Annotated in this window: 13 protein-coding genes; 7 read left to right on the top strand and 6 right to left on the bottom strand. The window is 74.1% G+C overall.

The window, feature by feature from the left end:
* Positions 1–142 precede the first annotated feature (142 nt).
* From ACIODU_RS26295 to ACIODU_RS26280, 4 genes are read left to right on the top strand one after another with little or no spacing between them, the layout of a single operon-like run.
* The gene (locus tag ACIODU_RS26295; protein WP_401770238.1) at positions 143–1,129 is read left to right on the top strand and encodes a metal ABC transporter solute-binding protein, Zn/Mn family; all 987 of its coding nucleotides are present in this window, start codon (positions 143–145) and stop codon (positions 1,127–1,129) included.
* A gap of 53 nt (positions 1,130–1,182) precedes the next feature.
* Positions 1,183–2,019 carry a metal ABC transporter ATP-binding protein gene (locus tag ACIODU_RS26290; protein WP_401770236.1) on the top strand — a complete coding sequence of 279 codons (837 nt, stop codon included), beginning with the start codon at positions 1,183–1,185 and terminating at the stop codon, positions 2,017–2,019.
* Complete coding sequence (locus ACIODU_RS26285; RefSeq protein ID WP_401770234.1) at positions 2,006–2,905, top strand: metal ABC transporter permease; 900 nt, start codon at positions 2,006–2,008, stop codon at positions 2,903–2,905. Before ACIODU_RS26290 ends, ACIODU_RS26285 begins: the two co-directional genes overlap by 14 nt.
* Positions 2,902–3,792, top strand: coding sequence for a metal ABC transporter permease (locus ACIODU_RS26280; protein ID WP_401770233.1), 891 nt, complete (start codon positions 2,902–2,904; stop codon positions 3,790–3,792). The genes ACIODU_RS26285 and ACIODU_RS26280 overlap by 4 nt, the downstream gene beginning before the upstream one ends.
* 780 nt (positions 3,793–4,572) lie before the next feature.
* Here the strand turns inward: ACIODU_RS26280 and ACIODU_RS26275 are convergent.
* Positions 4,573–5,931 carry a CAP domain-containing protein gene (locus tag ACIODU_RS26275; RefSeq protein ID WP_401770231.1) on the bottom strand — a complete coding sequence of 453 codons (1,359 nt, stop codon included), beginning with the start codon at positions 5,929–5,931 and terminating at the stop codon, positions 4,573–4,575.
* Positions 5,932–6,098: 167 nt separating this feature from the next.
* On the opposite strand from ACIODU_RS26275, the gene ACIODU_RS26270 reads away from it, so the two are divergent.
* Entirely contained in the window at positions 6,099–7,049 is a 951-nt protein-coding gene (locus ACIODU_RS26270) for a helix-turn-helix domain-containing protein (protein ID WP_356421349.1), read from the top strand.
* Between the two features lie 50 nt (positions 7,050–7,099).
* Here ACIODU_RS26270 and ACIODU_RS26265 read toward each other — a convergent pair whose 3' ends face one another.
* Complete coding sequence (locus ACIODU_RS26265) at positions 7,100–8,146, bottom strand: ferric reductase-like transmembrane domain-containing protein (RefSeq protein WP_401770229.1); 1,047 nt, start codon at positions 8,144–8,146, stop codon at positions 7,100–7,102.
* A gap of 257 nt (positions 8,147–8,403) precedes the next feature.
* Here ACIODU_RS26265 and ACIODU_RS26260 point away from each other — a divergent pair, with 257 nt between their 5' ends.
* Both ACIODU_RS26260 and ACIODU_RS26255 read left to right on the top strand, forming a co-directional pair.
* A complete protein-coding gene (locus tag ACIODU_RS26260) occupies positions 8,404–9,039 on the top strand; it encodes a hypothetical protein (protein ID WP_356421355.1) in 636 nt (211 codons plus the stop codon).
* 177 nt (positions 9,040–9,216) lie between these two features.
* Entirely contained in the window at positions 9,217–9,912 is a 696-nt protein-coding gene (locus tag ACIODU_RS26255; RefSeq protein ID WP_401770227.1) for a sigma-70 family RNA polymerase sigma factor, read from the top strand.
* Here the strand turns inward: ACIODU_RS26255 and ACIODU_RS26250 are convergent.
* From ACIODU_RS26250 to ACIODU_RS26235, 4 genes are read right to left on the bottom strand one after another with little or no spacing between them, the layout of a single operon-like run.
* Entirely contained in the window at positions 9,860–11,164 is a 1,305-nt protein-coding gene (locus tag ACIODU_RS26250; protein WP_401770226.1) for an MFS transporter, read from the bottom strand. The two genes, ACIODU_RS26255 and ACIODU_RS26250, sit on opposite strands and share 53 nt — an antisense overlap.
* The gene (locus ACIODU_RS26245) at positions 11,161–12,393 is read right to left on the bottom strand and encodes an ATP-grasp domain-containing protein (protein WP_401770224.1); all 1,233 of its coding nucleotides are present in this window, start codon (positions 12,391–12,393) and stop codon (positions 11,161–11,163) included. The genes ACIODU_RS26250 and ACIODU_RS26245 overlap by 4 nt, the downstream gene beginning before the upstream one ends.
* Positions 12,390–13,505, bottom strand: coding sequence for a pyridoxal-phosphate dependent enzyme (locus ACIODU_RS26240; RefSeq protein ID WP_401770222.1), 1,116 nt, complete (start codon positions 13,503–13,505; stop codon positions 12,390–12,392). Before ACIODU_RS26240 ends, ACIODU_RS26245 begins: the two co-directional genes overlap by 4 nt.
* On the bottom strand, positions 13,502–14,242 hold the full coding sequence (locus ACIODU_RS26235; protein WP_401770274.1) for a class I SAM-dependent methyltransferase: 741 nt from the start codon (positions 14,240–14,242) through the stop codon (positions 13,502–13,504). Before ACIODU_RS26235 ends, ACIODU_RS26240 begins: the two co-directional genes overlap by 4 nt.
* Positions 14,243–14,265 lie beyond the last annotated feature (23 nt).

Here is a 14,265-nt window from a genome sequence, read left to right as displayed (position 1 = left end):
AGCGCGGTCAAGAAGTGGCAATGATTTTCATATCTGCGCCAGGACCCATGGTGTTGAAAGTCGTTTCCATCTAGCGTCGGGCCCGTCCGGAACGCCGGTGTCCCACCGATACAGACCGGCTTGCCTGAGGAGATCCCGTTTCATGAACGCAGTTCCGCCCCGTTCCGCCGTACGCCGGCCGACCCGGCTCGCCCTCGGCGGCGTCGCCGTCCTGGCCGCGGTCGCCGCCACCGCCTGTTCCACCTCGTCCCCCTCCGGCGGCGGATCGCCCGCCGATCCCTCCCCGACCGCCGGCGGCGCGCACGGCGGCAAGACCATCCAGGTCGTCGCGGCGGAGAACTTCTGGGGCAGCGTCGCCGCTCAGCTGGGCGGCGGGCACGTGAAGGTCACCAGCATCATCAACAGCCCCGACGCCGACCCCCACGACTACGAACCCACCGCCGCCGACGCCCGTACCGTCGCCGGGGCGCGGTTCACCATCGTCAACGGCATCGGCTACGACGCGTGGGCCGGCAAGCTCCTCGCGGGCAGCCCCTCCGCCGACCGCACCGACCTCGTGGTCGGCGACCTGGTCGGGATCAAGCCGGGCGGCAACCCCCACCGCTGGTACTCCCCGGACGACGTCCACCAGGTCATCGACACGATCACCGCCGACTACAAGAAGATCGACCCGGCCGACGCCGCCGACTTCGACCGGCTCAGGAACACGTACGACACCACGACCCTCGCCCCGTACGACAAGCTGATATCCGAGATCAAGCGCACCTACGCGGGCACCCCGATCGGCGCCTCCGAGTCGATCGTCAGCCCCCTCGCCGACGGCCTCGGGCTCAGGATGCTCACCCCGGACTCGTTCCTGAGCGCGATCAGCGAGGGCACCGACCCGACCGCCAGGGACAAGGCGGCCATCGATCAGCAGATCGCGGACAAGAAGATCAAGGTCTACGTCTACAACAGCCAGAACGCCACCCCCGACGTACAGGCGCAGGTGAAGGCGGCGAGGGCCGAGGGCATTCCGGTGGCCACCGTCACCGAGACCCTCACCCCGGCCGGAGCGTCCTTCCAGGACTGGCAGGTACGCCAGCTCCAGGGCCTCCAGCAGGCACTGGCCAAGGCCACCGGCAAGTGACGCCTCCACCCGTCCGCGCCGGGGCCGAACCCCCCGGAACGAAACCCTCCGCCGTGTCGCTGCGGGGTGCGGCGGTACGGGTCGGCGGACGCGTCCTCTGGTCCGGCGTCGACCTGGACGTCGGCGCGGGGGAGTTCAGCGCCGTCCTCGGGCCCAACGGGGTGGGCAAGTCCACCCTCGTCAAGGTCCTCCTCGGGGTGCTGCCGGCCGCCGCGGGCGAGGTACGCGTCCTCGGCGCGCGGCCCGGCGCGTCCGGCGAGCGGGTCGGCTATCTGCCGCAGCGCCGCAGCTTCGACACCTCCCTGCGCCTGCGGGGCTCCGACGTCGTGCGCCTCGGCTGGGACGGCGACCGCTGGGGCGTTCCCCTCCCCGGACGCCTCGGCGGTCGCGGCCGGGCCGCCGCCCGGCGGGTCGCCGAGGTGATCGACCTGGTCGGGGCCGCGTCGTACGCGCACCGGCCGATCGGCGCGTGCTCGGGCGGTGAACAGCAACGGCTGCTCATCGCGCAGGCGCTCGTACGCCGTCCCGAACTGCTGCTGCTCGACGAGCCGCTCGACAGCCTCGACCTGCCCAACCAGGCCGCCGTCGCCGCGCTGGTCGGCCGCGTCTGCCGGGAGGAAGGGGTCGCCGTGATCATGGTCGCGCACGACGTGAACCCGATTCTGTCCCGGCTCGACCGGGTCGTGTACCTCGCCGGGGGCGGCGCCGTGGCGGGCACCCCCGCCGAGGTGATCACCTCGGCGACGCTGTCCCGGCTCTACTCCACCCCGATCGAGGTGCTGCGCACGTCCGACGGCCGGCTGGTCGTCGTGGGGCAGCCGGAGGCGCCAGCCGTGCACACCGACCGGCACCCCGCGCCGGGGCGAGGGGGCCGCGATGCCACTCGCTGACGCGTACGGAGGGTGGTCGTGGAACCTGGTCACCGACGTGTCGCGGATGTGGGCGTTCCCGTTCATGGTGAACGCGTTCCGGGCCGGCACCGTGATCGCCGTGGGCGCGGGGGTGATGGGCTGGTTCATGGTGCTGCGGCGGCAGAGCTTCGCCGGGCACACGCTCGCCGTCGTCGGCTTCCCCGGCGCGGCGGGCGCCGCGCTCGTCGGCCTCGGCGCCGCCTACGGCTACTTCGCCTTCTGCCTCACCGCCGCCCTGGTCGTCGCCGCCGTGCCGCGCGCGGGTCGCGGGAGCGAGGGCGGGGAGGCGGCGCTCGTCGGCACCGTGCAGGCGTTCCTCCTCGCCTGCGGGTTCCTCTTCACCGCCCTGTACAAGGGCCTGTTGGGCGGGGTGACCTCGCTGCTCTTCGGCAGCTTCCTCGGCATCACCACCACCCAGGTCCTGGTCCTGCTCGTCGTGACGGTGCTGGTCCTCGCCGTCCTCGCCGTGGTCGGACGGCCGTTGCTGTTCGCCTCCGTCGACCCCGACGTGGCCGCCGGGCGAGGGGTGCCGGTACGGCTGCTCTCCACGCTGTTCCTGGTCCTGCTGGGCGCGGCGACCGCGGAGGCGAGCCAGATCACCGGCACCCTCCTGGTGTTCGCGCTCCTGGTGATGCCCGCGGCGACGGCCCAGACGCTCACCGCCCGCCCCGTAGCGAGCCTCGCGCTGTCCGTGCTGTTCGCCGTCGCGGTGACCTGGCTCGGGCTGATCGCCGCCTACTACTCGCCGTACCCCCTCGGCTTCTACGTCACCACGTTCGCGTTCGCCGCGTACGTCCTGGCCAGGGTGGGCGCCCTGGCCGACGGCCGGCGGCCCGCGCCCGTACCGGCAGGAGGCGCGGTATGACGTACGGGACGTCCTCCGCGGCTGCTTCCGCCGCTTCCGCCGCCTCCGGCTGGCCCGGCGCCCTGGGGCACCCCTTCTTCCAGCACGCCCTGCTGGCCGGGACGGCGATCGCCGGCGCGGCCGGACTCGTCGGCTACTTCCTCGTCCTGCGCGCCCAGGTCTTCACCGGGGACGCGCTCAGCCACGTCGCCTTCACCGGCGCGCTGGCGGCGCTCGCGCTCGGGTACGACCCGCGCCTCGGCCTGTTCGCCGCGACCATCGCCGTCGCGCTGCTCCTCGGCGGCCTCGGCCGGCGCGGCAGGGCCGACGACGTGGCCATCGGCGGCATCTTCTCCTGGATCCTGGGGCTGGGTGTCTTCTTCCTGACCCTCTACACGACCTCCCGGAGCGCGGCGAACGGCGGCGCCGGGATGAACGTCCTCTTCGGCTCGATCTTCGGCATGTCGGGAGCCCAGGCGCGTCTCGCGGCGCTAGTGGCGGCCGGGATCTGCGCGGCCGTCGTCGTCATCGCCCGGCCGCTGCTGTTCGCCTCGGTGGACGAGAAGGTGGCCGCCGCCCGGGGCGTGCCCGTACGCCTGCTCGGCTACGTGTTCCTCCTGCTGGCCGGCGCGTGTGCGGCGGAGGCCACGCAAGCGGTCGGCTCGCTCCTGCTGCTGGGCCTCCTGGCGGCCCCCGCGGGCGCCGCCCAACGCCTCACCGACCGCCCCTACCGCGCGCTCGCGCTCTCCGCCCTGCTGGCGGTCACCGAGATGTGGACGGGACTCGGCCTCAGCTACGCGGTGCCCGAAGTACCACCCAGCTTCGGAATCCTGACCGCGGCGACGGCCGCGTACGCCGCGACGTACATCCGGGTCCCACGCCCACGCACGAGCAGGGCTGCGGCCTGACCTGCCGGGCGCCCGGGCGCCGCCGCTTCTCGCCGCGAAGCAGACGGGCCCGCCCGGCCGCCCCACCGTGCGGCGGCCCAGCCGCCTTGGCCGTGCCGGACGCCGCCCGTAGGCGGCTTCACCAGCGGCTTGGGCTCGCCTGCCGGACGCTGTCCCGGTCGAGGCTCGGGCGGCGTGGATCGCCGCGTCGTCTGGTGCGTGTGTGCGCGGCATACCGTCCAGCTGACCGGGTCGGCACCCTGACCTGACGGGCGACCGGGCGCCGTTGCGTCCCGCCGTGAAGCAGGTGGGTCCGCCCGGCCGCCCCACCGTGCGGCGGCCACCGTCCCGGCTGTGCCGGTTGCCGGCGGCGGCTTCACCGGCGCCTTGGGGCCGCCTGCCGGACGCCGTCCCGGTCGAGGCCCGGGCGGCGTGGATCGCCGCGTCGTCCGGTGCGTGTGTGCGGCACGCCGTCCAGCTGACCGGGGCGGCGGCCTGACCTGACGGGCGACCGGGCGCCGTCGCTTCTCGCCGTGAAGCAGGTGGGTCCGCCTGGACGCACCACCATGCGGCGGCCCCCCGCCTTGGCCGAGCCGGTCGCCGGCGGCGGCTTCACCGGCGCCCTGGCCCGCCCGTCGGACCGCCGTCCCGTGCGCGCCCGGGCGGCGGGGGTCACCGCGTCGTCCGGTGTGTGGGCGCGCATACACCGTCGCGCCGGTCGGCAGTCGGCCCGGCTTCCGGACAGGGGCCGGGGCGCTGATCGACGCGGGCGCTGGGGGAGTCGTGGACGCCCGTCGTTGGTTAGCTCTGGCCGAAGAGTTGTGTCCAGTACGTGCCCGCCGGGCCGCCGCCCGCGTAGCCGACGCCGAGGTGGGTGAAGTCCGGCTTCAGGATGTTCGCCCGGTGGCCGGGGCTGTTCATCCAGCCCTCCACCACCTCGGACGGCGTGCGCTGCCCGCAGGCGATGTTCTCGCCGATGCCGCGGTGGGTCGCGCCCGCGGCGGCCGCCCGGTCCCACGGGGCCAGCCCCTCGGGCGAGGTGTGGGAGTAGAAGGCGCGCGCCGCCATGTCCGCGCTGTACGCCTGCGCGGCCTCGGCCAGCCGCCCGTCGTGGGCCAGCGGCCGGAGCCCGGCCGCGCCCCGCTCCGCGTTCGTCAGGGCGAGCACCTCGTCGGTGATCCCGACCAGCCCCCCGGCCGTGAAGGGCCGCGCCCACAACGCCGTCCAGTAGACATCGCCGGAGCGCGGATCGGCCGCCCGCCCGATCCCGGCGTCGGTCAGCGCGGAGTCCCGCAGCGGACCCCGGGTCGAGGCGTCCGACCGGCAGTAGTCCAGGAACTCCCGCGCGGTACGGGGGCCCGAGACCAGGTGCTGCTCGATCCGGAGATAGCGGTACCCGCCCGCCGTGATCCGCTGGAAGACGGACGTCCCGTCCGGCCCCTCCGCGCCCAGCCGGCCCTGCCGCGCCATGGCCTCGGCATGGGCCCGGGCCGCCGCCGAGAGCCGGGGCTCGACGGTCACCGGCGGGGCGCCCGCGGCGAGGCGGTCGGTGCGGACGAGCGCGGCGAACTCCGCTTCCGTACCGTCCCCGAAGGCCACCGGCGGGGAGGCCGGTGCGCGGGGTGTGGCGCGGGCCGTGGCCGGGGCGCGTACAGGGGACACGGCCGCCGGCGGCCCCGCCTCCTCCGCCACGTCCACCCCGAAGTCCCGGGCGATCCCGCCAAGCCCGTCCGCGTACCCCTGTCCCAGCGCGCGCAGCTTCCACCCGGAACCCCGCCGGTAGATCTCCGCCAGCAGCAGGACCGTCTCACGCGTCGGGCGTACGGGCGTGAACCGGGCCAGCACACCCCCGCCCTCCCCGCTGACCGTCAGCGCCGGAACGGGCAGCCGGCCGAGCGGGACACCCGGGTCGGCCGCGCTCACGACGACGGTCAGCCGCCTGGCCCCGGCCCGCAGCCGCCGGGGATCCACCCGGACGGTCCCGGAGCCCAGCCGCACCCCGGGCGCCGACGGCTGGTTGTAGAACACGAAGTCCTCGTCACCGGCGACCTTCCCACTGTCCCCGGTGATCAGGACGGACAGGTCGAAGGGACCGGGCACCCGGATCGTCAGCGCGCCGTCCGGCAGCGGCAGATTCCCCCCGGGAACCAACTCGTTCATCGGCACCACCCGTCCCGTTCTCCTCACAGCGCCGGTCCGTACGGCGCTGTGAGGAGAACGCGGGGCGGGGCCGCGACGGTTCCACCCCCGGCGCCCGCCGCCCCGCCGGATAGACTCGGGCCCGCCCTGGCAGACAGCGTGGAGCGAGTTCAGAAGGTGGTTGCCGGATGGTGGTCATCCTCGATGTGCAGCAGGTGGCGCCGGCCGAGCGGGCCGAAGCGATCCGTGAGGCGATCTGGAACACAGTCGTCCGGGTCGAGATCGAACACCAGCCGGAGCCCGACCGGATCGCCGTGTGCGGTGTGATCAGCGACGTGGGACGGCTCAACGTCTGTTCCGTCGCGGCCAACGCCACCACCGTCCGGCGCACGCCCCGCCTCGCCCGGGACGATCTGCCACCCAGTGTGTTCCTCGGCCTCCAGGTGTCCGGCACCAGCATGGTGGTCCAGGGAGGCCGCGAGGCGGTGCTGCGGCCCGGCGACTTCGCGATCTACGACACCACCGTCCCGTACACGCTGCTCCAGCCGCAGGGGATCCACCAGCACTTCTTCCGCATGGCGCAGAGCGATCTGGCGCTCCCGGCGGACACGCTCGGACGGCTCACCGCACTGCGGTTCGGTACGGAGCACCCGATGGCCGACCTCGCGGCGACCTATCTGCGCCGCCTGGCCGAGACCCCGCAGGTCCCCGACCTCACGGTCGCGGACGCCGTCGGCACGGCCAGCATCGAACTGATCAGGGCGGCCCTCACCTCCCGGCTGCCGGACCCGCGGCCGGCGCGCGAGCCGCTCGAAGCCACCCTGGACGTACGGATCATGGAGTACGTACGGGCGCACCTCGCCGACCACGACCTGACCGCCGCCCGCATCGCACGGCAGCACAACGTGTCCGTACGGCATCTGTACGCGATCCTCGCCCGCTCCGGCGTCCACCTCGGCGACTGGATCAGGACGCACCGGCTGGAGAACTGCCGCAGGGACCTCGCGCGGCCCGGCGCGGGAGCCGTGACGATCGCGTCGGTGGCCCGGCGCTGGGGGTTCGCCAACGCCAGCCACTTCGGCCGCGTCTTCAGGGAGGCGTACGGGATGTCCCCGCGCGAGTGGCGCGACAGCAGGTGAACGGAACGGCCGCCCGCCACACCACCGCGCCGCGGGCGACGCGCCGTCTCTCAGTCGTGGTTGTGGGTGGACGAGGTGTCCTCCGGCGGCACCGTCCGGCCGCCGTCGCTGCCGCTGATCATGACGGCGAGCAGGGCCGCGATGATGGCGGCGGCCGCGAACCGGCCGGTGAACCGCAGGGCCCAGCCCGCCGCCGATCCGGTGTGGGCACCGGGCCGCGCCAGCTTCTCGGAGCGGCGCGCGGGGGCCAGCAGACGCACCAGCAGGAGTGCGGCGATGGGCAGTTGGAGCAGCCATACGGTCGTCCGGAACCACCCGTCGTACCAGACGTTGGTGCCGTAGAGGAGGGTGTGCCACACGCTCAGGACGTACACGACGATCACGAAGCGGTGCAGCACCCGCCAGGTCTTGGGGCCGATCCGGTGCCTGACGTAGAAGAGCAGCCCGAGGGGGATCGCCACGTAGAGCGCGGCCTGCCCGATCGGCATCGCCCACACGCCGGTCCCGGAGTCGTACCCGCCCGGTACGAACGCCTCGACGAACGCGGTGTACACGGCGGAGTTCCAGCGCGCGGTGTCGTGGCGCACCAACTCCGCCGCGAACAGCAGGGCGTGGGCGAGGATCAGGGCGATCGTGTTGAGGCTCGTGGTGCGGTGGAGGCGTTCCAGGCGCGGCGCCGACATCGGCAGCCACCGGGGGGTGGAGCCGCTGAGCAGCAGTCCGAGAACGACGGTGGTCCACGCCCACAGCAGCGCGGTCCAGCCGAAGGCCTGGCTGAGGAAGTACATCCAGAAGCCGCCCGCGTCGGCCATGAACGGCATCACGGTCACGGTCGACGACGTCTTCGCCTTGATGCGGGCGTAGATGAGCGCGAAGACCGCCGCGGTCAGCACGAGGGCGACCAGGCCGTCGGGTAGGGAGGCGCGCAGGTCCGACCGGAGTGTGACCCGGCCCTGCGCGCGGCCGGCGGTACGCTCGGCCTCGGCCGCGCCCGCGGTCGGGTCGGACCCGGTGGCGGTGTCGGATTCCGCGGCCGTGTCGGCCTCTGTGGATCGGCCGGCCGGGTCGGGGGCGGCGGGCGCTGGGGTCGGCTTCATGGGTAACGGCTTTCTCGGTGGCGTGGGGTGGAGCGGGGACACGCGCGTCTTCCGAGGAGTCGGCCCGCGTACCGGAAAAGTTCCCCGCCCCGTTGTGTGACATGGATCACACGGAAGTGTTGTCCTTTCTTAGTGGGTGAACTGGCGACGTATCAGGATCGGCTGCCCTTTTCCGAGGCTCCCGCGCGAGTGGCACGATGACCGCCATGAGAGCCGGGCCCGCACTCCGTCTCACACGCGCCGCGATCTTCGCTGCCGTGTGCGTAGCGGTGTCCGGGCTCGGCCACGCGCTCAGCTCGGGCGGCCCTGTCCCGTTACCCGCGCTGGGCGGCGCCTTCGTGCTGGTGCTCGGCGCCGGCTGGTGGCTGACGGGCCGGGACCGGAGCGGCCCGGTGGTCGTGGCCGCGTCCGCCGTCGGACAGGCCGTCCTGCACTACCTGTTCGGTGTGCTTCCGCTCTGTCTGCCGGCGTCCGGTACGGCCGGGACGGCCGGTGCCTCCGGTGGCGGCCGGTCCGGCATGACGATGAGCATGGCCCACGCGCACCAGGGGATGAGCGCCGAGTCCGCCGACCTGATGGCACTGACGATGGCGTACGACGGTCACTCCCCGACCGCCGGCATGGCGGCCGCCCACCTGCTCGCCGGTCTGCTGTGCGGCTGGTGGCTGTGGCGGGGCGAGACCGCCGTCGGCCAACTCGCCCGCAGCCTCGCCCTGTTCATCGGCTCCCCGCTCCGCCTGGCCTGGCGGTTCCTGTCCCGGCCCGCCGGCGGACACCGCCTGCCCGCGGTCCGTCCCACCGTCCCGCACCGGGCGCCGCGGCGCCCCGGCCGCCGCGTCGTGCTGGACTCCGTCTCCCGGCGTGGGCCGCCACTCCTTCCGTCCTGCCGCTGAACCCCCCTGCCCGCTCACGGCCCGGCACACCGCCGGGCGGCCGGCGTCTGTCCGCGTGCGGCCGGGGGCGTACACCGTCATGCCGCGCTCCGGCGACCCGCACGGCCCGGAGCCCGGCCACCGAGGGGGCCCGATCCCGTCCGGGACGGCCCACGAGGACGCGAAGGACTCTTTGCGATGTTCACTGCCCCGACCACGATTCCCCCCACGACATCCCCCACGACGTCCCCGTCAACGGCCCGGTCCGCCAGGCCCGTTCGTGTACCGGTTTCCGTTCCCGTCCGCACCACCGGCCGCCACGACAGCCACCGCGACGACCGCGTCACCGCGTGGGCGCTGGCCGCCGGACGAGGTGACCGGGAGGCCGCCGAACGCTTCGTCCGCGCCACGTACGACGACGTACGGCGGTTCGTCGCCCACCTCAGCGGTGACGTGCCCGGCGCCGACGACCTGGCCCAGGAGACCTACGTAAGGGCCCTGACCGGCCTGGCCAAGTTCGCCGGCCGCTCCTGCGCCAGGACCTGGCTCCTGTCGATCGCCCGGTGTGTGGTCGTCGACCGGTACCGCAGCGCCGCCGCGAGACCCCGGGTCGCCGACACCGCGGACTGGCAGCTGGCCGCCGAGCGCGCCCAGCCACGCCATCTGCCCGGCTTCGACGAGAGCGTGGCGGTCTACGACCTCCTCGACACGATGAACGGGCCGCGCCGCCAGGCCTTCGTCCTGACCCAACTCCTGGGCCTGTCCTACGCGGAGGCCGCCGTCGCCGCCGACTGCCCCGTCGGTACGGTCCGTTCGCGCGTCGCACGGGCCCGGCGCGACCTCACCTCGGTCTGGCGGGCCGACGGCGCGGCCCTCGCCGGGCAGCCGGCCTGACACCCGGCGCGTCACCGGTGCGCGCGGAGGCCCCGCCGTACCGGTGACGCACCGCCGCCGTCAGCACCACCGGCAGCACCACACACTGGAGCGACACCGCACCCCAGAACGCGCCCGGGGAGCCCGCCCGTTCGGCCACGCCGTACAGCTGCCCCCCGACCACCCCGCTCGCGAACGCCCCGATGCCCGCCGCCAGCCGCTGCCGGCCGAAGACCGTGGCCGGGGGCGCCGACGACCGGGCCAGGGCCTCCAGGTCGTTCTTGAGGAAGAGGACCAGCTCCCCCAGGCAGATCAGCGCGGCCCCCGCCCCGATGCCCGCGTACCCGCCCGTCCCGATGACCGCCGTCCCGGCCGCCATCGCGCCGAACCCCACGCGCATCGCCCCCGGGTAGGTGAGCCCGGCGATCCACCGGGACAGCGGCGGCTGCGCGACGACGAGGAGGCCCGCGTACGTCATCAACACGAGGCCGTAGAACGACGCCGAGGTGCGGGGGACCGCGTACAGCGCCAGGTAGTGCTGGAAGAACATGAAGACGTACACGCTCACGACGGTGACGAGGAAGGGCAGGACCCCGCCCCCGGCACCCGACGTCACGCCGGGAACGCCCTTGTCCGAAGCGGCCCCGGGGGAGCCCACGGACGGGAGCAGGAGGTGCCCCACCCCCACGGCGGCGAACAACACACCGACCACGGTGAAGAGCGCGGCCGGTGACGTCAGCACGAAGGGCGCCGCCAGCGGGGGGCCCAGCGCGATCCCCGCGTTGAATGCCGAACCGCTCGCCGACAGCAGCCGGGGCCGGTCCCGCTCCGGCGCCCCCTCCACCAGATACGCCTTGTTCGCCGGGAGATACAGCGCCGCGCCGCAGGACACCAGGAACAGCGCGCCGACCGACGCCACCGGACTGCCGAGCCCCGGCACGAACGCGGCGAACCCCGCCGTACGGACCGCCAGCGCCACCACCATCGTGGTCCGCAGCCCGACGCGCCGGGCCAGCGCCGCGCCCACCACCCCGCCGGAGAACTGCACCAGCGAGGCGACGGCCAGCACCACACCGACCGTGCCGAGGCCGAGCCCCAGCCGCTGGTGCAGCACCACCGACATGTACGGCAGGACGGCGAAGCTGCCCAGCGTGATCAGGAACGAGGCGCCCAGCAGGAACGACCGGGGCCCGGACCAGAGCCGGTCACCGGCCTCCTCCCCGCCGGCGGCCCCCCGGCCGGGACCGGCTCCCGCCGCCGGCCCCGCGCTCACGGGCCGTCGTCGGCCGCGACCACGGCCCGCACACCCCCGGCGGCGCTGAGCGCCCGGTGCAGCGCGAGTTCCGCCGTGGCGCCCTCCGCCAGCACGATGCCCGTACAGCCGCGCTGGTCGTGCACGTACCGCACCGCGTCCCCCGGCGCCCGGGTCGGGAACCACCGCACCCCGCCCGGGTAGTCGCCCAGCCCCTCCAGCCCGCGCCAGCCGGTCAGGACGCCGGGCCTGTCCGCGTACACGAGGACAAAACCACTGGCGGGGCCCGTGTGTGCGAGGCGCGCGTCCATCAGCGCGGGCCGTACGCCCAGCGCCGCCTCGATCATGGCCTCGTACACATTGGTCCCCAGCGACAGGCACAGCGCCTCACCGACCAGCGCACCGCCGATCCGCCGGTTGATCTCGACCAGCTGCGGTCCCTCGGAGGTGAGGACGAACTCCACATGCGCGAAGCCGCTGTGGTGCCCCGCGGTGTGCAGGACCCGGCCCACCCACTCCTCGATCTCGCCGAGTCCGCCGGGCGGGAACACGACCGGGAAGGCCGCGGCCTCCTCCCGTACGGCGGGCTCCCGCGACGTCTGGCGGCTGAGCACCCCCAGCAGCCGGCTCTCCCCGCCCCAGCCGATCGTCTCCGCGCTGTAGAGCGGACCGGACAGGAACGGCTCGGCGAACAGCCCCCCGGTGAGGGCCCGTTGCCCCGCCTCCCCGAGCGCGGTGCGCAGTGCCTCCTCGTCCCTCACCACCCACACGTCACGCGACGAGGTGCCCGCCGCGTCCTTCAGGACCGCCGGCAGGCCGACCGTACGGAGCACCTCGGCCGCGCTCGCGGGGTCCGGGGCCACCCGCAGGGCGGGGCTCTTGCCCAGGCCCCTGCCGTGCAGGAGATCGCGCACCCGCGCCTTGTCCCGCAGCAGCCGTACGGAGTCCGGGTCAGGGCCCGGCAGGCCGGACTCGGCGGCGAGCACCGCCGCCGGCACACTCCACGTGTCGGTGGTGTTGATGATCCCGGCCACCCCGGGCACGGCGGCGAACGCCCGCCGGGTGGCGTCCACGTCGAACGTGTCGACGTCCACCACGTCCAGGGCCGTACCGGGCGGCAGTGTGTCCAGCTCGTGCCGGTAGACCGACCGGTCGCCGGTGAGCAGGCACAGCCGGTGCCCGGCGGCAGCCGCCGCGGCGGCCGTCCTGGCCAGTCCGAAGGACAGCGCCTCCAGTGCCACCACCGTCATGAGACCTCCTCCGCCGGCGTCGCGCCGGACTCCTGGTGGGCCCGTCCGGCCCACTCCATCACCGACCACGGCGGCCGCAGTTCGGCCAGGTCCGTGATCCGCCGGGGCCGCAGCGACGACCGGTCCAGCGCCTCCGCGTGCCGGGCGAACACCCGCTCCGCGTACCGGTGTCCGGTGTCGGCGCCGATGACGAGGTGCAGCCGCCCGGGGTCGAGGGCCGCCTCCCACGAGGCGATCAGGTGCGCCGCGCCGGTGGACAGCCCGGCGAACACGGCGTGGTCCCGCAGGAGGCCCACCGCACCCGCCATGGCATGGCGGAAGTCCACCCAGTGCAGTGTGTCGTACAGCTCGTGCCGCACGTTCTCGAACGGGATGGAGCTGCCGATGCCCGCGATGATCGCCTCCGGGTCGCTGAACCGCTCACTGCCGAAGGTCACACTGCCGAACGGCTGGATCCCCACCAGCCGCACCGGCCGGCCCGACCCGCGCAGCGCCTGCACCAGACCGCCGGTGGACGCGCCCGTCCCCACCGCGCCGACCACCGTCAGCTCGGCGTCGGGCAGGGCCCCGGCGACCAGATCCGCGAACTCGCCGTATCCGGCGTAGTGCACGGGGTCGTGGTACTGCCGCATCCAGTGGAAGTCCGGCCGCTCCGCCAGCAGATGGCGTACGTGCCGCACCCGCCGCTCCTGGTCCAGCCGCAGGCTGCTCGACGGCGGCATCTGGTCGACGGTCGCGCCGAGCACCTCCAACTGCGCCCGCATCACGGCGTCGACGGTCGTGGAGGCCACGATGTGGCAGCGCAGCCCGTAGCGGTGGCAGGCCATCGCGAGAGCCAGCGCGTAGATGCCGCTCGAACTGTCCACGAGCGTCTGGCCCGGGACGACCCGGCCCGCGCGGAGCAGGGCGCGGACGGCGCCGAGCGCCGCGTACACCTTCATCGTCTCGAAGCGGGCCAGCACGATGTTGTCGCCCAGCCTCACCAGGTCCGGGGCCTTCATCGCGTCGGTGATGTGCGCGTGCACGGGTGCGGGCCGAAAAGCCGGCGCGGATGCCGGGGGAGGGGCGAGGGCGGGGCCGAGGTCCGGCGCCATGACGTCGCGGGGCCTCATTTCCTGGTCCCCGTGACGATCAGCCGCCGGGAGTGCTGGTCGTACGGCGAGCCGTCGAAGCCGCCAAAACACTCGACGTCGGTGAAGCCGGCCGCCACGAACAGGTCGTGCAGTTCGGCGCCGCTGTAGAGGAAGGACGTGATCGAGGCGGTACGGGCCGTCACGCCGCGCACCAGCGTCCAGTCGGTCCGCAGCCGCCGCCAGCTGTCGAGGACGACGTCCCGCTGCACCACGTACGCGCCGTCCGGGAGGTCGACGGCCTGCGGCCGGCCGATCCAGCCGGCCAGCACCTCCTTGCCCATCACGTCGACCAGCAGCCGCCCGCCGGGCGCGAGGCTCGCCCACGCGTTGCGCAGCACCTGAAGGTTGTCCTCGGGGTCGTCGAAGTAGCCGAACGAGGTGAAGACGTTGAGCACGACGTCGAACGCGCCGGGATCGGTGTACGTGAGCATGTCGGCCCGCACGAGCCGTACGTCGACCTCCGCCTCCGCGCACGCGCTGGTGGCCCGCTCCAGCAGGGACGGGCTGAGGTCGACCCCGGTGACGGCGTGGCCGCGACGGGCCAGCGGGACGAGGAACAGCCCGGGACCGCAGCACAGGTCGAGGATCCGGGTGCCCGGCGGGAAGTCCAGGAGGGGGGAGGAGTCCACGAGTCCGGCCACCGTCTCACCCCGGTCGGCCGAGAACATCGTGGAGGCGAAGTCGGACCAGAGCGATTCGTCCTCGTACCACTTCAACACCACGGCCCTCCTCCTGGACC

This window comes from Streptomyces sp. NPDC088261 (assembly GCF_044740805.1).
GTDB lineage: Bacteria > Actinomycetota > Actinomycetes > Streptomycetales > Streptomycetaceae > Streptomyces.
The sequence above is the reverse complement of the archived record's forward strand: the minus strand, read 5'-3'. Positions and strand labels throughout refer to the sequence as shown.